Source organism: Solihabitans fulvus (genome assembly GCF_008386585.1).
Lineage (GTDB): Bacteria > Actinomycetota > Actinomycetes > Mycobacteriales > Pseudonocardiaceae > Solihabitans > Solihabitans fulvus.
The window spans coordinates 57,688-77,610 of the sequence record NZ_VUOB01000029.1 but is presented as its reverse complement, the minus strand read 5'-3'; the positions used below and the strand labels follow the sequence as shown (position 1 = coordinate 77,610).

Annotated in this window: 19 protein-coding genes; 11 read left to right on the top strand and 8 right to left on the bottom strand. The window is 70.3% G+C overall.

The window, feature by feature from the left end; all coding sequences use genetic code 11:
- Window positions 1-14: 14 nt before the first annotated feature.
- Both F0L68_RS42420 and F0L68_RS17665 read left to right on the top strand, forming a co-directional pair.
- Window positions 15-353, top strand: a complete 339-nt coding sequence (locus tag F0L68_RS42420; RefSeq protein ID WP_188316637.1) for a PASTA domain-containing protein — start codon at window positions 15-17, stop codon at window positions 351-353.
- A gap of 310 nt (window positions 354-663) precedes the next feature.
- Window positions 664-2,178 carry a TIR domain-containing protein gene (locus tag F0L68_RS17665; protein WP_188316636.1) on the top strand — a complete coding sequence of 505 codons (1,515 nt, stop codon included), beginning with the start codon at window positions 664-666 and terminating at the stop codon, window positions 2,176-2,178.
- Here F0L68_RS17665 and F0L68_RS17660 read toward each other — a convergent pair.
- On the bottom strand, window positions 2,090-3,079 hold the full coding sequence (locus F0L68_RS17660) for a helix-turn-helix domain-containing protein (protein WP_149850682.1): 990 nt from the start codon (window positions 3,077-3,079) through the stop codon (window positions 2,090-2,092). The two genes, F0L68_RS17665 and F0L68_RS17660, sit on opposite strands and share 89 nt — an antisense overlap.
- A 71-nt stretch (window positions 3,080-3,150) precedes the next feature.
- Here F0L68_RS17660 and F0L68_RS17655 point away from each other — a divergent pair, with 71 nt between their 5' ends.
- A complete protein-coding gene (locus tag F0L68_RS17655) occupies window positions 3,151-3,630 on the top strand; it encodes a rhodanese-like domain-containing protein (protein WP_149850681.1) in 480 nt (159 codons plus the stop codon).
- A 41-nt stretch (window positions 3,631-3,671) separates the two neighbouring features.
- Here F0L68_RS17655 and F0L68_RS17650 read toward each other — a convergent pair whose 3' ends face one another.
- On the bottom strand, window positions 3,672-4,505 hold the full coding sequence (locus tag F0L68_RS17650) for an SAM-dependent methyltransferase (protein ID WP_149850680.1): 834 nt from the start codon (window positions 4,503-4,505) through the stop codon (window positions 3,672-3,674).
- Between the two features lie 155 nt (window positions 4,506-4,660).
- On the opposite strand from F0L68_RS17650, the gene F0L68_RS17645 reads away from it, so the two are divergent.
- Together F0L68_RS17645 and F0L68_RS17640 are read left to right on the top strand one after the other, a co-directional pair.
- Window positions 4,661-7,636 carry a DEAD/DEAH box helicase gene (locus F0L68_RS17645; RefSeq protein WP_149850679.1) on the top strand — a complete coding sequence of 992 codons (2,976 nt, stop codon included), beginning with the start codon at window positions 4,661-4,663 and terminating at the stop codon, window positions 7,634-7,636.
- Entirely contained in the window at window positions 7,629-8,459 is an 831-nt protein-coding gene (locus F0L68_RS17640) for an SWIM zinc finger family protein (protein WP_188316635.1), read from the top strand. The genes F0L68_RS17645 and F0L68_RS17640 overlap by 8 nt, the downstream gene beginning before the upstream one ends.
- On the opposite strand, the gene F0L68_RS17635 is transcribed toward F0L68_RS17640, so the two are convergent.
- Window positions 8,416-8,931 (bottom strand): carboxymuconolactone decarboxylase family protein, encoded by a 516-nt coding sequence (locus F0L68_RS17635; protein ID WP_223198882.1) that lies wholly within the window; start codon window positions 8,929-8,931, stop codon window positions 8,416-8,418. The two genes, F0L68_RS17640 and F0L68_RS17635, sit on opposite strands and share 44 nt — an antisense overlap.
- Window positions 8,928-9,674: a dienelactone hydrolase family protein gene (locus tag F0L68_RS17630; RefSeq protein WP_149850678.1), complete on the bottom strand. Its 747-nt coding sequence runs from the start codon at window positions 9,672-9,674 to the stop codon at window positions 8,928-8,930. The genes F0L68_RS17635 and F0L68_RS17630 overlap by 4 nt, the downstream gene beginning before the upstream one ends.
- 149 nt (window positions 9,675-9,823) lie before the next feature.
- On the opposite strand from F0L68_RS17630, the gene F0L68_RS17625 reads away from it, so the two are divergent.
- Genes F0L68_RS17625 through F0L68_RS17615 form a run of 3 tightly spaced genes read left to right on the top strand, consistent with a single transcriptional unit; the run spans window position 9,824 to window position 12,884 of the window.
- Window positions 9,824-10,705 (top strand): helix-turn-helix transcriptional regulator, encoded by an 882-nt coding sequence (locus F0L68_RS17625; protein WP_149850677.1) that lies wholly within the window; start codon window positions 9,824-9,826, stop codon window positions 10,703-10,705.
- A gap of 45 nt (window positions 10,706-10,750) precedes the next feature.
- Entirely contained in the window at window positions 10,751-12,196 is a 1,446-nt protein-coding gene (locus tag F0L68_RS17620) for a cytosine permease (RefSeq protein WP_188316634.1), read from the top strand.
- A 4-nt stretch (window positions 12,197-12,200) separates the two neighbouring features.
- The gene (locus tag F0L68_RS17615; protein ID WP_149850675.1) at window positions 12,201-12,884 is read left to right on the top strand and encodes a thiaminase II/PqqC family protein; all 684 of its coding nucleotides are present in this window, start codon (window positions 12,201-12,203) and stop codon (window positions 12,882-12,884) included.
- A 47-nt stretch (window positions 12,885-12,931) separates the two neighbouring features.
- Here F0L68_RS17615 and F0L68_RS17610 read toward each other — a convergent pair whose 3' ends face one another.
- A complete protein-coding gene (locus tag F0L68_RS17610; protein WP_149850758.1) occupies window positions 12,932-15,022 on the bottom strand; it encodes a diguanylate cyclase in 2,091 nt (696 codons plus the stop codon).
- A gap of 299 nt (window positions 15,023-15,321) precedes the next feature.
- Here F0L68_RS17610 and F0L68_RS17605 point away from each other — a divergent pair, with 299 nt between their 5' ends.
- Window positions 15,322-16,599 (top strand): sensor histidine kinase, encoded by a 1,278-nt coding sequence (locus tag F0L68_RS17605; RefSeq protein WP_149850757.1) that lies wholly within the window; start codon window positions 15,322-15,324, stop codon window positions 16,597-16,599.
- An 87-nt stretch (window positions 16,600-16,686) separates the two neighbouring features.
- Here the strand turns inward: F0L68_RS17605 and F0L68_RS17600 are convergent, their stop codons facing one another.
- The 3 genes from F0L68_RS17600 to F0L68_RS44555 all read right to left on the bottom strand — a co-directional run bounded on the left by F0L68_RS17600 (window position 16,687) and on the right by F0L68_RS44555 (window position 18,314).
- Window positions 16,687-17,454 (bottom strand): S1 family peptidase, encoded by a 768-nt coding sequence (locus F0L68_RS17600; protein WP_149850674.1) that lies wholly within the window; start codon window positions 17,452-17,454, stop codon window positions 16,687-16,689.
- Between the two features lie 167 nt (window positions 17,455-17,621).
- Window positions 17,622-17,825, bottom strand: coding sequence for a cold-shock protein (locus tag F0L68_RS17595; protein WP_149850673.1), 204 nt, complete (start codon window positions 17,823-17,825; stop codon window positions 17,622-17,624).
- Window positions 17,826-18,182: 357 nt separating this feature from the next.
- Entirely contained in the window at window positions 18,183-18,314 is a 132-nt protein-coding gene (locus F0L68_RS44555; protein ID WP_276313860.1) for a hypothetical protein, read from the bottom strand.
- Between the two features lie 279 nt (window positions 18,315-18,593).
- On the opposite strand from F0L68_RS44555, the gene F0L68_RS17590 reads away from it, so the two are divergent.
- Window positions 18,594-19,115, top strand: a complete 522-nt coding sequence (locus tag F0L68_RS17590) for an RNA polymerase sigma factor (RefSeq protein WP_149850672.1) — start codon at window positions 18,594-18,596, stop codon at window positions 19,113-19,115.
- A 77-nt stretch (window positions 19,116-19,192) separates the two neighbouring features.
- The gene (locus F0L68_RS17585; RefSeq protein WP_149850671.1) at window positions 19,193-19,540 is read left to right on the top strand and encodes a hypothetical protein; all 348 of its coding nucleotides are present in this window, start codon (window positions 19,193-19,195) and stop codon (window positions 19,538-19,540) included.
- Window positions 19,541-19,923 lie beyond the last annotated feature (383 nt).

The following is a 19,923-nucleotide window of genomic DNA, read 5'->3' as shown; positions in this document are numbered from 1 at the left end:
GAGCGAGCACGCCGATGACCACGAAGACCGCAGCTGTCTGGCCATCCGAGAAGTCGGCGCAGCCGAGTCCGGTCAGTGCGGCCGCGACATCACCACCGTCCACTCCAGACACGGTGCTCAACGTCGTGTGCCAGGACCTCAAGAACGCCGAGGAAGTCCTCCGTGCGGCGGGCATCCGAACCGTGCGTTCCGACGATGCCTCTGGTCGGGGCCGGCGACAGATCATCGACAGCAACTGGATCGTCGTGCGCCAGTCCCCCACCGCTGGAAGCTCCATCAGCCAAGCGACCGTCGTCGTGTTGGGCACCGTCAAGTTCGGCGAGCCGACGGGCGACTCCGGATGCCGGAGTTAGCTCCCCAAGGGGGATGACTGGCTGGTGCAGAGCGAGACTCCGACGAGCGCGGACCTGTCCGCCGCGCCGGGTGTCAACTGGCAACCGACCACGACGCCGCCGACAAACGCCGCGGCGACCAACCAGAGTCCGATCCGCACTGCTGCCGAGAACCGCAGGGTTAACCTCATGTCAGCTCTCCAATCCACTCGCTCATCGGGTGAGAGCGATCTTCGCTATCACGATGGTGTTCCACGCACGCCTGACAGAACAGCGGTTTCCCACACCCAGCAAGCCTGGAAACAGGAGACAACGAACTGGAGGCTCGACAGTGAGCGGAGTCTTCGTCAACTACCGCCAGGGGCGGCACTCGGCAGCGGTGTCTGCGCTCGCGCTCCTGTTGGCCCGGCATTTCGGCAGTGAACTGGTGTTCTGCGACACCAACCTGCCGCCCGGTGGCCGCTATCCCGACCAGTTGCGGGCGAAGCTCAGGACGTGCGATGTGCTGATCGCCGTACTGCACGCGGAGTGGTTGCAGGACCTTCACGCCCGTGCCGAGCGCGATGACGTCGACTGGGTGCACTACGAGATCAAGACCGCACTGGAGGAAAAGAAGGTCGTGCTGCCCGTACTGCTCGACGACGCTGGCCTACCGGCACGGGACGCGCTGCCGAACGACATCACCGAACTGGTCATGCGCCAGCGCATGATCTTGCGAGCGACCCATTTCACCAATGACCTCGGCGACCTTGTCCTAGAACTGGAAAACCACGTCCCCAGAACGTGGCGGCCGACAACTCCGAGGGAGGACAAGAGGGCCTCTCGCGCCCGCTTCCCACTCACGGTGATCGGGTGGTTCGCCGCGACACTTCTGCTGCCCCTTCCCTTCTGCTTGCCGATGAAAATGCCGTTGTGGGCCGGGCTGACGGTGAGCGCCGTGGTGTCAGCCCTGGTCCTGGCCGCGATCACCCTGTTGATCGCGATGCTGCAGCCGGTGAACTGGGCGTGCTACCGGCTCGAACGGCGCATGGCCGTGCTGTCCTTTCGGAGCTATCTGAGCAGGTCATGGGTGGTCATGGTGCCCGCGACGCTGATGATCGTCATGGGATGGCTTGACCTGGTGGCGCCCATTCCCGGTAGGTGGCACGTCTACGCGGTGGTGGCGGGGCTCATCGCTCTCGGCTCCTGGCTCCAGCGTGTCCTGCTCCGCCAGGACACGCTGGACCGGGAATGGCCACCGAGAGTGACACTTGAACCACGGGGATTTCGCCGAGCGGCCGTCCGGCTGCACACGCGGCTGACCACGGAGCCCCAGTGGGGGCGTCAACGACCGCGAGATAGTCAGGAACAGGCGGCCGCCATCTACCGGGACCTGACCGCGGCCAGGCTCACGCTGCTGACGAAGGCCGACCGCACCCGCCGAGGATGGCTGGCTCACAGCCAGCCCGACAGCGGTCGGCCACCGTGTTTTCTCGGCTGGGCGGCGAGCATCACGATCCTGCAGTCGGCCGCCCTGATGGTGGCACTCGATCACGACGCCGCCTCCGCCAGGATGTTCCTAATCACCGTGGGCGTAGTCCTGGTCACCATCGGGCTCACGGTGCTTGCACTCTGCCTCGACTTCAGCTTCCACCGAAGCCGCTACCGTTGGCAGGCACAGGAAATCGCCGAATGGCAGGCGGTGCTGGAGCCCCTCGTGTTCACGACCGAGGCCGATGTGCCGATCTCGGGTGGCCAGTGTGACGCAGTTGGGGCTCCTACCCGCTCGCCGCGTTCGCCCGGAACGCGCGTCGGTAGGCAGACGGGGACGTCCGCATCGCTCGGCCGAAATGGTGTCGGTAGGTGACGGCCGTGTCGAAGCCGACCCGGGTGGCAATCTCCTCGATGGGCGCGTCGGTCTCCTCGAGCAGGGGCAGGCTCGCCTGCACGCGCTGGGTGATCAGCCAGCGAATCGGGCTGACGCCGCAGGCCCGGCTGAAGTGCCGGAGGTAGGTGCGCGGGGACATGTGGGCGTTGGCGGCCAAGGTGTCCACGGAGATCGGCTCGGTCAGGTGGCGCAGCGCCCACGCCATGCTCGCGGTGACCCGGTCGTCGTCGGGCGACGCGGTCACGGGCGCCTCGATGAACTGGGCCTGCCCGCCGTCGCGGTGCGGCTGGATCACCAGCCTGCGGGCCACGGAGTTGGCGATCGCCGAGCCGAAGTCCCTTCGCACGATGTGCACGCACAGGTCGAGGCCCGCCGCGCTGCCGGCGCTGGTGAGCACGTCGCGGTCGTCGATGTAGAGCACGTCCGGGTCGACCAGCACCTCGGGATGCCTGCGGCGCAACAGGTCCGCGTACCGCCAGTGCGTTGTGGCGCGCCTGCCGTCCAGCAGGCCGGCGGCGGCCAGCGCGAACGCCCCCGAGCAGATGGACACCACCCGCGCCCCGCGCCGGTGCGCCAGCCGCAGCGCGGCGACGATCTCCGCGTCGACCTCGCCGGCCACGTTGGACACTCCCGCCACGATCACGGTGTCCGCCGAGGCGAAGTCGTCAAGGCCGTGCGGGGTGTCCAGGGTGGCCCCGCCGATCATCCTGAGCCCGCCCGGCCGGGGAGCGCAGATCGTCAGCCGGTACCAGGGCACGTCGAACTCGGGGCGGGGCAGGCCGAACACCTCGGTGACGATGCCGGTCTCGAACGCCGACATCCCCTCGTAGGCCAGCACCGCCACGCTGGGGCCGGGCTTCTCGATCCGAACCGACGTCATGGCGGGATCTTAGCGACAGTCGTCGTTCACGCCACTCGTCCGATGGTCGTCACCGCCGCAGGATTACCGGCATGACCACAGTGCTTCCCGCCTCCGCCGTCCTGTCCGTCGCCCCGGCCGCCCAGCCGCAGGCCATCGCCCACTTCGCCGCTCGGCTGTCCTTCGAGGCCGACGTCAGCGACGTGCACGCCGACCTTGACGCAGGCGCGCCCGGCGTGGTAATGGTCGACTCGCGGAGCGTCGAGTCATGGGCGCAGGGCCACATTCCCGGCGCCGTGCACCTGCCGACCGGCGAGATCGCCGCGCGCGCCGGCGCCGAGATCTCGCGCGACGCGGTCGTGGTCACCTACTGCTGGGGCCCCGGCTGCAACGGCGCCACCAGGGCCGCGCTGGAGTTCGCGAAGCTCGGCTACCGGGTCAAGGAGATGATCGGCGGCTACGAGTACTGGGTGCGCGAGGGGTTCGCCACCGAGACGGGCGCCGGCCTCGTCGCCAGCCGGCCGATCGACGACCTCACCGCGCCCGCCTCCGGCATCTCCTGCGCGTGCTGACCGCTCCCCCACACGGTCGACGGCCGCGCCGCGGCCAGCGGTCAGCCGCTGGTCAGCAGGCCCAGGCCGGCCACGGCGCGGCTGCTGATCGCCTCCTGCTGGGTGACCGCGCGGTCCGGCCGCCAGGCCGCGGTGAACACGACGCCGGGCTCGACCAGGTCGTAGCCGTCGAACAGGACGGCCACCTGTTCCGGCGTGCGCAGGCAGAGCGGGTGCGTGCTGGTGGTGTACAGCTCGATGGCCTCGCTGACCGCGCCCGGCCAGTACTCGGGCGTCAGGCTGTGCGCGAGCGCGAGATAGCTGCCCGGCGCGCACGCCTCGCGGTAGGCGGCGACGATGCTCGGCGGGTCGTCGGAGTCCGGGACGAACGGCAGCACCTGCAACATCAGCACCGCGATCGGGCTGCCGAAGTCGAGCAGCCGGGTGGCGTCCTGGTGCGCCAGCACGGACTGCGGCTGCCGGATGTCGGCGTGGATGACCGCGCAGTTCTCGTTGTCAGCTAACAACCTTCGCGACTGGGCGACGGCGACGGGCTCGTGGTCGACGTAGACGATCCGGCAGTCCGGGTTCATCGCCTGCGCGACCTCGTGCACGTTGCCGACGGTCGGGATGCCCGAGCCGAGGTCGAGAAACTGCGTGATGCCGACCTCGCCGACCAGGAAGCGGACGACCCGTTGCAGGAACGCCCGGTTCTGCGCCGCGAACGTCCTGGTCTCGGGCAGGATCGCGAGGACCTTCTCCGCCGCCTCGCGGTCGACCGCGAAGTTGTGCGCGCCACCCAGGTAGTAGTCGTACATCCGCGCGGGATTAGCCCGGCTGATATCCACCTGATCGTGCTCGCCGAGTGAACGAGGGTGCCCGTCTTCGTTGCTCATCAGCCGCCGTCTCCCTAACGCCTGGTGCAAGGTCGCCCCGAAACGTACCGCCCGCGCCTCGGCGAGGATCGGGCCCGCGCCACGGTGCGGGGCCGACCGCCCCCTGAGCTAGCGTTGAGGGTCGCTGAGCTGGTCGGAAGAGGTGAGGACGAGTCGTGTTGGTGCTGCATGCGTTGGCCACCGCAGATGGACGGCTGGCGCTGTGGGCCGAGGATGCCGGGTTGCCGCAGCGGGCGGGGGCCGGGGTTGGGGCGCATCCGTTCGCGGTGGCCGGGGAGCGGCTGCCGGAGGTCGGGAAGGTCGACGTCGTCTCGGTGTTGTTGCCGTCCTACGCCTCGGGGCCCGCCGCGTCTCCCGAGCTGGTGCGGGATCCGCTGGCGGCCGGGCCCGCGCCTCGGGGACGGTTGCGGTTGCGGGCCTGGCAGGTGCCCGTGGTGATGGTGGAGTCCGCGTTCAGCGTCGCGGAGGTGCCCGGGTTTCGGGCGGGCGCCTCGCTGCGGTTCCTCGGTGACGTCGGCGCGCTCGCGGAGGACCTGGTGGCCAGGGGACGGGTGCTGCCCTCGGTCGCGTTCGGGCCGAGCGCGCAGTGGCAGGCCGCGCTGTCCGGCACGGATCTGGCGCGGTTCACCGCACTGCTCAACGGCATGCCCGCCGCGTTCCGGGCCGAGCAGGTTGAGCCGGAGCTTCGGCCGGCTCCCGTGCTGCACGCCACGGTGAACGCTCTGGTCGACGCCGAGGTGCGGGCGCGGCTCGGCGAGCGGGGCGTTCGGCTCGCGCCACGGCGACCCGGGCGACCGACCCTGGCGGAGTCCTGGCTCACCGCCCTGGTCGAGGAACCTCGTTTCGACGCCGAACCTCGGCAGCTCGGGCAGTTCGTCGACCGGCTGGAAGCCTGGCACACCAGCGGTTTGCACGACGTCCCGGTGCGCGTCTGCTTCCGGCTGCGCGCCCCAGACCACACCGACGACACCGAGGACTGGCTGCTGGAGTTCCTGCTCCAGGCCGTCGCGGATCCCAGCGTGCTGGTGCCGGCCGCCGAGGTGTGGCGCGGCGACGACGGCGTGCTGCACCGGTGGATCAGCGAACCCCAGGAACTACTGCTCGCCCACCTCGGGCGCGCCAGCCGGCTGTTTCCCGCCTTGGACACCGCACTGGCGCAGAGCAGGCCGACGCACCTCGTGCTCGATGCCGGCGGCGCCTACGAGTTCCTCACCCACGCCGGCCTGCTCGACCAGGAGGGTTTCGGCGTGTTGCTGCCGGCCTGGTGGCAGCGGCCCGCGGAACTCGGCCTCGCACTCACCGCGAGCAGCCCAGGCACGGTCGGCGCGGTCGCCAAGGAAAGCAGCCTCGGGCTGAAGAACCTGGTGAAGTACCGCTGGGAGCTGGCTCTCGGCGAGGAGAAGCTGACCGAACACGAGCTCGCGCAGCTGGCCAAAGCCAAGGTGCCGCTGGTGTCCATGCGCGGCCGGTGGGTGCACGTCGACCAGAAGCGGCTGGCCGCCGGCATGGCCTTCCTCGCCCGCGCCGGCACCGGGCAGGCGACGGCAGGCGAGGTGCTGCTGCACGCCGGGCTCGGCCACGAGGAGGCCGGCCTGCCCATGCCGGTCACCTCCGTCGGCGGGGACGGTTGGCTCGGCGACCTGATGTCCGGGCGGGTCGACCAGCTGCTGGAACCGGTGGAACCGCCCGAGGGCTTCACCGCGACGCTCCGCCCGTACCAGCGGCGCGGCCTCGCCTGGCTCGCCCTGCTCGACCGGCTCGGGCTCGGCGCGTGCCTCGCCGACGACATGGGGCTGGGCAAGACCGTGCAGCTGCTCGCCCTGGAAGCCTTGGCACGTGCGGAAACCCGACGCCAACCGACCCTGCTGGTGTGCCCGATGTCGGTGGTCGGCAACTGGCAGCGCGAGGCGGCGCGGTTCGCCCCGACGCTGTCGGTGTACGTGCACCACGGCGGCGACCGGCTTACCGGCGCGGATCTGGTCCACACGCTCGGCGAGCACGACTTCGTCATCACGACCTATGCCCTTGCGGCAAGGGATGTCGAAGTTCTGTCCGAAGTGGACTGGGATCGCGTGGTGCTCGACGAGGCGCAGAACATCAAGAACAGCGCGACGCGCCAGGCCAAGGCGGTGCGGCAGCTTCCTGCGCGGCACCGCGTCGCGTTGACCGGCACGCCGGTGGAGAACCGGCTCGCCGAGCTCTGGTCCGTGATGGACTTCGTCAACCCCGGCGTGCTCGGCTCGGTCAACACCTTCCGCGCCCGCTTCGCCGTCCCGGTCGAGCGGCACGGCGACGAGGAGGCCGCGGCCCGGCTGCGCAGGACCACCGGGCCGTTCGTGTTGCGCCGCCTCAAAACCGATCCGACGATCATCGACGACCTGCCGGACAAGCTCGAGATGAAGCAGCTGTGCACGCTGACCGCCGAGCAGGCCTCGCTGTACCAGGCCGTCGTGGACGACATGCTCGCCAAGGTCGGCGAGAGCAGGGGCATCGAGCGCAAGGGGCTCGTGCTGGCGACGATGTCCAAGCTCAAACAGGTCTGCAACCACCCGGCCCAGTTCCTCGGCGACGGATCGCGCATCGCCGCCCGGTCCGGCAAGGTGGCGCGGCTGGAGGAGATCCTGGACGAGGTGCTCGCCGAGGGCGACCGGGCGCTGTGCTTCACGCAGTTCACCGAGTTCGGCGGGATGCTGGTGCCGCACCTGGCCGAACGGTTCGACCGGGAGGTGCTGTTCCTGCACGGCGGCACCAGCAAGACGGCCCGCGACACCATGGTGCGGCGGTTCCAGTCCGAGCGGGGGCCGGCGATCTTCCTGCTGTCGTTGAAGGCCGGCGGCACCGGCCTGAACCTGACCGCGGCCAACCACGTCATCCACGTGGACCGGTGGTGGAACCCGGCCGTCGAGGACCAGGCGACCGACCGGGCCTTCCGGATCGGCCAACGGCGCAACGTGCAGGTGCGCAAGTTCGTCTGCATCGGCACGCTCGAGGAGCGAATCGACCAGATGATCGAGGAGAAGAAGACGTTGGCGCAGTTGGCGGTCGGGGCCGGCGAGAGCTGGCTGACCGAGCTGTCCACGACCCAGCTGCGCGAGCTGGTCACGCTGTCCCCGGAGGCCGTCGGTGAGTAACTGGTGGGAGGACACGGCCACGCCGCGCTCGGCGCCGCCGCGAAAGGCGGACGGCATCAAGGCCCGCAGCAAGCGCGGCGAGATCGCGCAGACCTGGTGGTCGCGGCGGTTCATCGAGGTGTTGGAACTGCTGGGGATGGGCGGGCGGCTGGAGCGCGGGCGCCGGTACGCCCGCGCGGGCCAGGTGCTGAGCCTGTCGCTGGCGACCAGCGTCGTGGTCGCCCAGGTGCAGGGATCGCGGGAGAGCCCGTACCGGGCCCGCATCGGCATCAGGGCGTTCACCCCGGCCGAGTGGAAGCGGATCGAGGAAGCCCTTGCCGGGCAGGCGTTGTACGCGGCGAAGCTGCTCGCCGGCGAGATGCCGACCGATGTCGAGGCCGTGCTCGGCGAACTCGGCCTTCGGCTGTTCCCCGACACGATGCGCGAGCTGTCGATGGACTGCACGTGCCCCGACTGGGAAGTGCCCTGCAAGCACCTGGCCGCCGCGTGCTACCTGCTCGCCGAGTCGTTCGACGAGGACCCGTTCAAGATCTTCGCGTGGCGCGGCAGGAGCCGGGACGAACTGCTCGACCGATTGCGCGCGCTGCGCGGCTCGGCCGCACCGGTCCACAGGCGCGAGGACGACGTCCCGGCGCTCGCCGACTGCCTCGACTCGTTCTGGGTCGGCGAACCCGTTGCCCCGGCGCCGATCCAGGACGGCGCTGGCCCGGCTGACGCGGTGCTCGACCAGCTCGACCCGCTGCCGATCACGGTCGGCGACCGGCCACTCGTCGACCTGCTCAGGCCCGCGTATCGGGCGATGACCGCCGAGGAGGCTCCGTAGCGGCCGGCGACGGGTCGGTGGCCGGAGATAGGTCGGTGGCCGGAGGCGGGTCGGCGGGCGGAGGTGGGTCAGCGGCGAGAGACGGGTCTGCGGCCGGTCGGTCGGCGAGGACCTTTCTGACCACCGCCATCGCGTTGAACACGCGGGGAAATCCCGCGTAGGGCAACGCCTGCATCACCGCCTCGACGATCTCCTCCTGCGACAGCCCCGCGGTCAGGCCGTTGTCGAGGTGCGCCTCGAGCTGCGGCCGGCAGTCGCCGAGCGCGACCAGCGCGCCGAGGATGACCAGCTCGCGCCGGGCGGCATCGAGGCCGGGCCTCGAGTGGATGTCGCCGTAGGCGAACTCGACCGCGTAGCGGGCCAGGTCAGGAGCGAGGTCGGCGAGCGCGTCGTAGGCCTCCCGCCGCGGGCCGTCCGGCCGGCCGGTCAGCTCGGCGATCCTGGCCGCCCCGCGCTCGTACCGATCGGTCATGCCGACACCGCGACGGCGTTGCGGGCGGTGAACTCCCTGACGCGCAGCCACGCGTCGTCGCAGGCGTCCGCCCATTCGCCGAAGGAGCGGTCGAAGAACGAGTGCGGGGCGCCTTCGTACAGGTGCAGCTCGTGCTCCTTGCCGGCCTCGTCGAGCCGCTCGGCGAAGGCCAGGAACTCCTCCCTCGGCGTGGCGACGTCCGCCCCGCCGAGCAACAGCAGCAGCGGCGCGGACAGCTCGTCCACGACGTCGGTGACGAGCTTGGGCTGGCCATAGAAGCCGACGGAGCCCGCGAGCCCGAGATCGCTCGCGGCCAGCCGCCAGGACTGGCTGCCGCCGAAGCAGAACCCGACGCTGAACACCGGTCCCGCGTTGCGCTCGCGCAGGTCGGCCGCCGCTGCCGCCGCGTCGAGGCGCACCTGTTCCGGGGTGACCTCGGCGAAGTGCCCCGCCCAGTCGAACGAGTCGTCCCGGTCGTTCGTGTCGTCGGTTCGCCCGTAGTAGTCGAGGGCGACGGTGTGGAAGCCGGCCTCGGCGAACCGCTGCGCGAGCTCGCGGTAGAAGGGGTGCACGCCTCGGACATCGGGCAGCAGCACGACGTTGCTGCCGTTGGGGGCGGCCGGGGTCGCCCGGTAGGCGAGGAAGGTGTTGCCGTCCAACGCGGTCAGCTCGGCGAGGCCGTGCTCGGCCACCTCGCCGGCGCCGGGGGCGGTCGGTGGCCTGCTGTCGGTGCTGTGGCACATGGTGACGCCTTTCGGTCGGTCGTGTTCCGTCCCGACCGACACTGCCCGGCCCGCGACCGGTTACCCAGCCCCGGTCGATCCCCCGACCTGCGGTTACTGGTACTGGCAGGGCCACCCTCGCGGCGCGCGCGCAGGGCACACTTGTCCGCATGGACGATCGTCGCGAGCTCGGCAGATTTCTCCAGTCCAGGCGCGCGGGTGCCGACCCTGCACTTGCCGGGATCCACGCCGGCGCGCGGCGGCGCGTGCGGGGGCTGCGGCGCGAGGAGGTCGCGCAGCTGGCCGGCATCAGCGTGGAGTACTACGTCCGGCTGGAGCAGGGCCGCGCGGTCCGGCCGTCGGACGAGGTGCTCGACGCGATCGTCAGGGCGTTGCGACTCAACGACGACGAGCGCGCGCACCTCCAGGACCTGGCCCGCCCGCGCCGCGCCGCCGGCCGGCGCGCCGTCCGCGACCAGGTGCGCCCCGAACTGGCCCAGCTGCTCGCCGCGATGGACCGGGTGCCGGCGATGGTGCTGAACTTCCGCACCGACGTGTTGGCCTGGAACCCGTTGGCGGCGCGGGTGTTTCTCGACTTCGACGCGGCCACCCAGCGGGAGCGCAACCTGGCTCGCTTCGTGTTCCTCGAACCGGCCAGCCGCGATGTGTACCTCGACTGGGACGAGGTCGCCTCGGCCACGGTCGGCGGCCTGCGGCTGGCCGCAGGGCGGCATCCCGGCGACGATGCACTGGTCTCGCTGCTCGGCGAGCTGTCGATGACCAGCGACGAGTTCCGCACCAGGTGGGCAGGGCGGGACGTGCAGGTGCGCACCAACGGCGCCAAGCGACTGCGGCACCCGCTCGTCGGCGAACTGGCGCTGCGCTACGAGAACTTCGATCTGCCGGACGGTTCCGGGCAGCGCCTGATCACCCTGTCCGCCGAGCCGGCCAGCCCAACCGAGACCGCGCTGCAACTGCTGTCGATGTGGACCTCGCGGGACGGGACCGACCTTGCGCGACCGGATCAGCGGTCGTCCTGGTCAGGAAGTTGATCATCGGCTACCGTGCCTTCGCGATGTCGGCGAAGGATGGCGGAGATGCCCGTGACCTCCAGCGGTGGCGAACTCGGCAAGGGACTGTTGCACGACTACTCCACGAGCCGGGCCGGCATCGTCCCGCTGGGCGAGAGACGGTCGCGGTATCACTTCGTCGCGCTGTGGATCACCCTGGCGGCCGGCTTCACCTACCTGTTTCTCGGTTTCCAGTACCACGACGCGGGTTTCTCGCTCGGTAGGTCGGTGGCCGCCGGCGGGCTCGGCGCGCTGTGCTACCTGGTGTACGCGCTGCCGGCCGCCTACCTCGGGTCGCGGACCGGGCAGACGCACGCGCTGCTGACCAGGTCGATCTTCGGCCGGATCGGGTCGGCGCTGGTGTCGCTGCTGCTGGTCTGCGTCGCGGCCGGCTGGACGGCGTTCGCGTTCAACCTGTTGGCCACGCTGTACGACGGGCTGTTCGGGTGGGGCTCCATCGTGCTGATCAGCGTGGTCCTCGCGGTGCTCGGCATCGCCAACAACCTGTTCGGCTTCACCGGAATCACCGCGTTCGCCCGCTACCTGGTCGCCCCGCTGATCATCGTCTGGATGCTGTACCTGGTGATCAAGGGCTTGGTCGACATCCCGGCCGACGTGCTGCGCGCCAGCCCGCACGGCTCGACCACGCTGCCGTTCCTGACCGGCGTCGGACTCGCCATCGGCTCGGTCATGTGGGGCAATGAACCGGACACCTGGCGGTACGGCCAGCCGCGTTTCCTGTGGCCGCTGCTGCCGTTCGTGATCGCGTTCGCGGTCGGGCTGGTGCTGTTCGTGGCTGGCGGCTGGATGATGGCCGAGCTGTCCACCGCCGGCCCGTTCGACTTCGGCCCCGCCTTCCACTACACGGTGGAGTACTCGCTGTTCGGCGCGCTGTGGCTGGGCGCGGTGGTCGCCACGGTCCTCCAGGTCGCCATCAACGACGGCAACTACTACGAGATGATCAACGGCGGCCAGAACGTGCTCGGCCAGCTGCGGGGCTGGCGGCGCTGGCACACCTGCCTGGTGACCGCCGCCATCGCGGCCGTGTTCACCTGGTGGTTCCCGCACCTGGAAAACGGCTTCTTCACGGTGGCCGGCTGGTCGTCGATCGCGTTGCCGAGCACGACCGTGGTGATGTGCGTCGACCAGTTCCTGTTGCCGCGCCTGACCCGCGTGCGCCGCCCGGTCGACCCGATCCCGTCTTGGCGCGGCGCCGGGATCGCCAACTGGCCGGGCATCGTCGCGGTGCTCGGCGCGGTCGCCTTCGGCGGCTGGGGCCTCGGTCTGCTGCCGGGACAGGTTTCCGCGCCCGCACTGGGGATCGTGCCGCTGGAGGCGTGGCTGATCGCCGGTGTGCTCTACGCTGGCCTCGCCGCGATCACGGCCGGCGGTTCGCGCGCCGCAGGCCTGCTTGGCTTCGCGCGGCACCTGCGCGAGGAGCAGAACCCCGTAGCCGAGCCAAAGGGAGCATGAAGCGATGAGCCGTACGGCCCGCGACCTGCTGGACACGACCCGCCGCGAGCTCGCGCCCGGCGAGCACGAGAACCGGCTCGTTCCCCTTGTGGCGCAGGGAAAGGCGCCGGTCGCGGTGCTCGGCGCGCTGGCCGCTGAGCAGCACCACGTCATCACCAGCGACTGGCGCAGCTTCCTCACGCTGGCCGCGCGGGCCGACCAGCAGGACGCGCGCGAGTTCTTCAGCGGGCTCGGCCAGGGCGAGGGTCTCGCACTCGGCAAGCTCGCCGCGTTCGCGTCGGCCTGCGGCCTCGACGCCGACGCCGTCCGCGCCTACGAGCCGATGGCCGGGTGTCAGGCCTATCCGGCCTACCAGGCGTGGCTCGCGCTGAACGGCGACCCGGTCGACGTGGTGCTGGCGCTGGTGGCGAACTTCTCGGCGTGGGGCAACTACTGCGCGACGATCACGCGGGCGCTGCGCGAGCACTACGGGTTCGACGACGAGGCGTGCGGGTTCTTCGACTTCTTCGCCACCCCGTCCCCCGAGATGGAGGAGCAGGCACTCGCCGTCGCCCAGAACGGCATCGACGCCGGCCGACCGGCGGACCGGGCCCGCAGGTACGGGCGGCTGCTCCAGAGCTACGAGCTGATGTTCTGGAACACGCTGGCGGACCGGGCCGAGGTGTTCCTCGGCCAATCCCCTCGGTAGGGGTTCCTCGGCGCNNACCGCGGTTCCCGCCGCGCGCCAAGGAGCCCTCAGGGTTCGAGCACCACGGGTCGGATGAGGCGCAGCTGGCCGACCAGCCCGCGCTCGTGCAGGTCGAGGAACAGGTCGACGGCGTCCGGGTCGAACTGGCTGCCCCGCCCCTTGCGCAGCTCGTCGCGGGCCTGCTCGTCGGTCATGGACGGCTGGTAGGGCCGGTCGGACAGCATCGCCGCCCACGCGTCGCACACGGCCAGGATGCGCGCCTCGACGCGGATTCCCTTGCCCACCAGGCGATCCGGGTAGCCGGTGCCGTCGAAGCGTTCGTGGTGCTGCCGGATGACCTGTGCGACGCCGCCGAATCCCGGCACGAGCCTGGCCAGCCGGTAGCCGTGATCGGGGTGCTGACGGACCAGCCGCCACTCCTCCTCGGACAGCGCGGCCGGTTTCGTCAACACCTCCTCCGGCAGCACGATCTTGCCGATGTCGTGCAACCGGCCGGACCACTCCGCGCACCGGACGACACCGTCGTCGTGGCCGAGTTCCCTGGCCAGCCGCATGGTCCAGCGCCCGATGGCCCTGCTGTGATCGTAGCTGGACAGCCGGCCGTCCACCTCGTCGGCCACCCCGCACAGGTAGTCGACCAGCGGCGAGTGCCCGTCGGCCGCCGCGTCCCCGGTCGGGCCGTCGCCGACGACAATGCGGTCCCGGCCGGCCGCCTTGGCCGCGTAGAGCGCGCGGTCCGCCGTGGCCACCAGCTCGCTCGGGCTCACGCCGTGCTCCGGAAAGCTCGCGGTGCCAACGGACACGGTGACCGCGACCCAGTAGTCCTGCGCCACGGCGATAGGACCGCGCGCGACCCGGTGCCGCAGCCGCTCGGCGATGCCGGGCAGCTCGTCCTGGCTGGTGTCGGGCACCAGCAACGCGAACTCCTCGCCGCCGTACCTGGCCAGCACGTCCTCGGCCCGCGCAGCGCCGCGCAGCCGGGCGGCGATCTCGACCAGCACCTGGTCGCCGGCCGGATGCCCGTAGCGGTCGTTGATAGACTTGAACCTGTCGACGTCGACGATGAACAGCGCGAGCGACCCGTTCGTTCGGCGCGCCCTCGCGAGCTCGACGGGCAGCCGCGCCTCGAAGAACCTCCTGGTGCGCAGGCCGGTCAGGCTGTCGGTGATGGCCAGCCTGCGCTGGTCGGCGACCAGGCCGGCGAGCCGCGCGATGGCCAGCACGAACAGCACGGCGCACGCGCCCGCGATGACCGGGATCTCCCGCACGGCCCCGCAGGCGTCCTGGATGAGCAGCGTCGCCGGCGCGATCAGGACGGCGGCCGACAGCGCGGTGAGGCGCACCGGGCCGAGGCTCGCGTCGCGCACCGGCGAGCGGTCGCCGAGCCTGCTCATGGTGGGGTGCAGCGCGGCGGCGCCGAGCGCGAGATTGCCGGAAAGCCAGATGGCGTCGAGGAAGTTGCCCGCGTGGTACGTGCCGGCCAGCTGCTGCAACACATAGAGCGTGTCGACGACGAGGAACGCCGCGAGGTTGGCCGACAGCAGCACGAACGACACCGGCCTGCGCCCGCCGCCGAGGATCAGCCGCAGGGCGACGGTGAGCATCGCGAGGTCCATCATCGGGTAGCCGGCGGAGGCGACCTTGGCCAGGAACGGCGCGTCCGAGCGCGCCTGCGGACCGATCAGGAAGAGCCAGGACAGCATGCCGGCGACCACGGTGAGCACGGCCGCGTCGAGGATGCCCGGCAGGTCGCGGCCCGGCGTGCGGCGGCGGATCAACAGGGTCAGCGCGGCGACCACGAGCGGATAGTGCGCGAGGTACAGGGCGTCGGCGATCGACGGGAACGTGGTCGCCCCGAACACGTAGTGCGAGACGTAGAAGCTCGTGTCGCCCGCCGCGTACACGAGCTGGCTCACGCCGAGCAGCAGCCAGGGCAGCCGGGGGCGCGGCCTGTTCCGCCGCACGCCGTAGAGGATGGCGGCGGCCCCGGACGCGCTCGTCGCGCAGTACAGGACGACCCGCAGCACGAGCCCGGCGTCGTGCGCCGGCACGAGGTAGTAGCAGCCGACGAGGAACAGCCCGCAGAGCAGATAGACCAACCACACCCGGTCGCTGGTGCGGGCGCGGGGACCACCCATGCTCACGCGGACCTCTTCACGGAGTAGCCGAAGTAGCCGTGGACGCAGATGACGCATCATGCCGCACCCCGTCGGCGGGCGAAACCGGGGGACGAACGCCCTGACCGGCAAGGGAACTGGGAACCGCCATCCGAGTGATTCCCCGTTCCGAGCCGTCCGGCGGCCACGCGTGTCCGATCGGGATTCGAGAGCGCTTGGTAGGGACAGCCCTACCGTGGTTGCGCTGGTGTTCCGGATGGTTCGGACAGCCGGCGCGGCGCAGGCTTGTGGCAAGCCGACACAAGGGGACTCCACCGATGATGACCGAACTCGCGAGACCGGACCGAAGGCCAGGCGTGTCCACCGCCGTCGGCTACTTTCTGCTCAACTTCCCGTTGGCGCTGACGGCCTTCTGCGCGCTGGTTCCGCTGACCGCCGTCGGGTTCGGCACGGTCGTCGTCTGGGTCGGCATCCCGATCCTGATGCTGGCGACGCTGTTGTGGCGCGCCGCGGCGATATCGCAGCGTGCGCTGGTCAGGGCGTCGTTCGGGGTGGACATCGAGTCGCCGTACCGATCCCTGCCGGCCGGCTCGATCCTCCGCAAGTGGCGCGCCCAGCTCGGCGACCCGGCGACCTGGCGCGACCTGGCCTACGGCCTGGTGAACCTGCCGCTGAGCGTGCTGGAGTTCAGCGCGACGATCGCCCTGTGGGCCGGCAGCATCGGCTTCGTCGTCGAGCCGATCATCGGTCCGCTGCTGCCGAGGAACACCATCCAGCTGCCGACCCTCGGCTTCAACAGCGACACGGTGACGGTGCCACTGAACAACTTCAGCGACGGCGTGCCCTACCTCGTGCTCGGCATCGTCGGGATCTTCCTCGCCGTGACCGTGACGGCGATGCTGCGGCGGCTGCGGGTCGCGCTCGCCACCTCGCTGCTCGGCCCGACGAACTCCACGCTGCTTGGCCGCAAGGCGGACCACCTCCAGGCCAGCAGGGCGCGGGGCGTCGACTCGGCCGAGGCCGAGCGGCGGCGGATCGAGCGCGACCTGCACGACGGAGCCCAGCAGCGGCTCGTGTCGGTGGCGATGGAACTGGGGCGCGCCAAGGCGAAGTTCGACACCGACCCCGACGGCACGAAGACGATCATCGACGAGGCGCACGCCGACGCCAAGCTGGCCATCGCCGAACTTCGGGACCTGGCAAGGGGAATCTATCCCGCGGTGCTCGGTGACCGGGGCCTCGACGCGGCCCTGTCCGCACTCGCCGCGAAGGCCTCGGTGCCGGTGACGGTGCTGGTCAACGTCGAGCCGAGGCCGCCGGCCGCGGTGGAGAGCACCGCCTACTTCGTGGTGGCCGAGTCGCTGACCAACATCGCCAAGCACGCCGAGGCGACGCAGGCCGAGGTGCTGGTCTGCCGGATGGGCGACAGTGTGCTGGTCGAGATCACCGACAACGGCCGGGGCGGGGCGGACACGACCGCAGGCTCGGGGCTGACCGGCCTCGCCGACCGGGCCGCCGCCATCGACGGCGTGCTGTCGGTGCACAGCCCGGCCGGCGGGCCAACGACGGTCCGCGCGCTGCTGCCGTGTGAGTGGTGAGCGCGGGAAGTGTGTGGCAGACCAGGATGACCGAGACCCGCCGCCCGGCACATCGGGCGGCGGGTCTCGCCGTTCACTCGGGTGCGGTCAGTGACCGATCTGCTGGCAGATCCAGTCGGTGAGGAGGTCGACCCGCGAGGTGGTCTCCGCGTTGGGGTGCGGGCAGTCCGGGCCGTCGCTCTCCACGGCGACCAGGGTCGGCACGCCGTACTCGTAGCTGAAGTAGGGCGCGCCCGAGTCGTAGGTGCAGGCGCTGGTGTCGTCCTTCGGCCACACGCCGTGCACGGCCGCGGTGGTCGCGGTCAGCGCGCCAACGGCGACCACGCCGTAACGCAGGTGCGTGCCGGGAGTCGGGTTCACGGAGTCCGTCGCGCCCCACCCCGCGAGCACCAGCTCCTCGCCGACGGCAGGCGTGTGCCTGCCGACGCGCAGCGTGCCGATGCCGTACACCGGGCGGGAAAGCTTGGCCAGCGCCACGTCGTTCACGCCGGCCTGGCGGACCTCGACGACGTCGACCACGACGCCGCCCTGGTCGGCGAGGTCAACCTTGCCGAGCGTCGCGGTGGTCTTGTACGGCGTCGGGCCGCTGACCGGGTTGCGGTTGACGTCGTGGAAGCAGTGACCCGCGGTCACGATCCACTGCGGGGCAACGAGTCCCGCGGAGCACGCGCTGTTGTACTTGCTGCCGTCCGGCCGGGGGATGTCCGTCATCGTCAGCTTCACCGCGTAGGGGAACTGATCGGGGAGGGCGTCCACACCGTTTGCCACGGCGTTGGCCGGCGCCGACACGCCCACCGCCAACGCGACGACGAACCCGGCGATGCCGATCACGCGGGCTAGCGACCTTCGAAGCATGTGCTTGGAGTCCTTTCCACCGCGCTCCTGATGAGCGTCATGATCAGGAACGGTGCCGGACCCCTGTTTCGTTGCTCCATGCGGGGAAACTCGTGCACAAAGTCGAGCCGCCACCCTCGCGGAGGGTGACGGCTCGACTGTCAGCGACTCAGCTCAGAAGGCTGAGCTCAGATGGCGCGAACGCCCTGGGCCTGCGGGCCCTTCTGGCCCTGGCCGATCTCGAACTCGACGCGCTGGTTCTCCTCGAGAGTCCGGAAGCCGTTGCTCTGGATCTCGGAGTAGTGCACGAACACGTCGGCGCTGTTGTCGTCGGGGGAGATGAAGCCGAAGCCCTTCTCCGAGTTGAACCACTTCACGGTGCCCTGCGTCATATTTGTCTCCTTCAACAGGTGCCGGGTACGGGGAGTCACCTTGTGTGACCACCCGGGCCGGTTTCGAGACGGCGACTTCTCCCGACTGAACCTGGAGGAAAGCAGCGCGCCCGCAACATCGTTCCGCGAGCGTGGAAACACGAACACAGATACTACGACCGTCCACAGTCAACCACGAACCACCGCCGGAAGTCCAAACTTCGGCCGAGTGAGTTACGCCGTAGTGAGAACGGTCACTCGGGCCGAGAGTCCGGCTGTGTATGGAAAGTGGACTGGCGCGGCCCCTGCAACCGCGCCAGCCCACTGGTCGGCGAGGTATGCGGGTTCGGGGCCCGCACACCTACCGAAGTCTTGGGGCTACAGCTCGAACACCGAAGGCTCGAACACCGGAAGCTCGAACGCCGAACCGGTGCGGGCACGCGGCCCGGTCGCCGCGAGGCCGAGCGCAACCGCGAGACCGAGCGCGGCGGAGAGCCGAAGCCTGCCCATCGGAGGTCCTCCTGCTGGGATCGAATGCGGTCACGCGGATCTCGCGTTCCCTCAGCACTACGGCCGACTCCCCCGCGCCATCACGCGCATTCACACGTTCGGACCAAAACGGGTCCATGGGATTGCCGTTACGTGAGACGCCTAACCGACCAGCGCTGGTGACAAAACTCACCGCTACCGCTACACATAAGAGATGCGATCAGTTGCGGGACCGGTTGGCGAATTTCCGGGCCCTGTATATGAAACGACAACTTTCTTTCAGGCAGCCGCGAGAGGGCCATGATGTACGTACACCGAACAGACCGGGACGAGCCCAAGAGCTCGGAGGTTCTCGGCCGTTTCTGGAACGAGTGCGCGACCCTGCGCCCCCACCTGGTCGGCTTCGCCAAGCGGCACGTGGCCACACCGTGCCAGGCCGAGGACATCGTGCACGACGCGTTGCTGCGGGCAGCCGAGTTCGATCGGCTCGACCTCGATCGGTTGCACCCCTTCCTGGTGTCGGTCGTCAAGCGCCTGTGCGTGGACGACGCACGTCGGAGGTCTGTGGTGCTGCGGGCCGCCAACCACCCGATGCTGCACCCGCCGGCCGGTGTCGACCCCGCCGAGCGCGCGTGCGACCGCGACGAGGCGCAGCGGGTCGCCGCGCGGCTGCACTCGCTGTCGGACTACGAGCGGTCGCTGGTCTCCCTGGCGGCCAACGGGTTCTCCTACGCCGAGATCGCGAACCGGTTGGGCACCACCAGCGGCGCGACCCAGTCGGCGATGCACCGAATCCGGCACAAGGTGCGTTCGTGGCGGTGAGGCACGCCACCCATCGGCTGCTACCGTTGGCACATCCGCGTTCACCAGCGGTGATGTAGTGAGCCTAGGGGGCTGCCGTGTCTGATCCCATCTTCGTGTCGATCGCCGCCACGCTGGCCAGCAGGGCCGCGATCGGCCTGTACAACCTGGTCAAGGCGAAGTTCGCGGACGACCCCGACGCCACCGCCGTGCTTGAGGCCGCCGAGAACGCGAAGCCGGACTCGCCCGAGGTCAAGGAGCTCGGCAGCACGCTGGAGCGCAAGGAGCGGGCGGACGCGGAGTTCGGCGAGCGGCTGCGCACGGAGTGGGAGAAGACGACCGTCACCCAGCACGCGGAGTCCGGCGGCGTGGTCAACCAGATCACCGGCAACGTGAGCGGCAAGGTCCTCCAGGCGCGCGACATCCAGGGCGGCGTCAGCTTCTAGACACTTCGGGTTTCCGGCGACTCCGGGCTTTCCGGATGCCGGACTTGCGCGCGTCCTCGCGCGGGACGGCCCGTCGGTAGGATCATCCGTCGTGCCAGCAGAGCGGTGGGTGCGAGTCCCGATCGGGCCACACGCCCCGCAGTGGTCGACCGTGCGGCCGGACCGCACGGTTCTCGCGGTGGTGCACAACGTCACCGCCGCGACTCGACTCCTCGATGTGCTGCCACTCGTCGCGCCGGACCCACGAATTCAGGTTGTGTTCACGCGAACCGGCTCGTCCGCGCTTGACTCGGGCACCGATGAATTCCTGGCCGAGCGCGGCGCGGTGGTTGTACCGTGGGAACAAGCGGTGCAGACCAATTTCGATCTGGCGATATCGGCCA

Excerpts from the sequence above, each read along its gene's own strand:
- F0L68_RS17630 (WP_149850678.1), bottom strand. The coding sequence starts at position 9,674 with ATGTGCCACAGCACCGACAGCAGGCCACCGACCGCCCCCGGCGCCGGC.
- F0L68_RS17620 (WP_188316634.1), top strand. The coding sequence starts at position 10,751 with ATGCCCGTGACCTCCAGCGGTGGCGAACTCGGCAAGGGACTGTTGCAC.
- F0L68_RS17660 (WP_149850682.1), bottom strand. The coding sequence starts at position 3,079 with ATGACGTCGGTTCGGATCGAGAAGCCCGGCCCCAGCGTGGCGGTGCTG.
- F0L68_RS17655 (WP_149850681.1), top strand. The coding sequence starts at position 3,151 with ATGACCACAGTGCTTCCCGCCTCCGCCGTCCTGTCCGTCGCCCCGGCC.
- F0L68_RS17600 (WP_149850674.1), bottom strand. The coding sequence starts at position 17,454 with ATGCTTCGAAGGTCGCTAGCCCGCGTGATCGGCATCGCCGGGTTCGTC.
- F0L68_RS17610 (WP_149850758.1), bottom strand. The coding sequence starts at position 15,022 with ATGGGTGGTCCCCGCGCCCGCACCAGCGACCGGGTGTGGTTGGTCTAT.
- F0L68_RS44555 (WP_276313860.1), bottom strand. The coding sequence starts at position 18,314 with ATGGGCAGGCTTCGGCTCTCCGCCGCGCTCGGTCTCGCGGTTGCGCTC.
- F0L68_RS17615 (WP_149850675.1), top strand. The coding sequence starts at position 12,201 with ATGAGCCGTACGGCCCGCGACCTGCTGGACACGACCCGCCGCGAGCTC.
- F0L68_RS17625 (WP_149850677.1), top strand. The coding sequence starts at position 9,824 with ATGGACGATCGTCGCGAGCTCGGCAGATTTCTCCAGTCCAGGCGCGCG.
- F0L68_RS17635 (WP_223198882.1), bottom strand. The coding sequence starts at position 8,931 with ATGACCGATCGGTACGAGCGCGGGGCGGCCAGGATCGCCGAGCTGACC.
- F0L68_RS17605 (WP_149850757.1), top strand. The coding sequence starts at position 15,322 with ATGACCGAACTCGCGAGACCGGACCGAAGGCCAGGCGTGTCCACCGCC.
- F0L68_RS17595 (WP_149850673.1), bottom strand. The coding sequence starts at position 17,825 with ATGACGCAGGGCACCGTGAAGTGGTTCAACTCGGAGAAGGGCTTCGGC.
- F0L68_RS17650 (WP_149850680.1), bottom strand. The coding sequence starts at position 4,505 with ATGAGCAACGAAGACGGGCACCCTCGTTCACTCGGCGAGCACGATCAG.
- F0L68_RS17590 (WP_149850672.1), top strand. The coding sequence starts at position 18,594 with ATGATGTACGTACACCGAACAGACCGGGACGAGCCCAAGAGCTCGGAG.
- F0L68_RS42420 (WP_188316637.1), top strand. The coding sequence starts at position 15 with ATGACCACGAAGACCGCAGCTGTCTGGCCATCCGAGAAGTCGGCGCAG.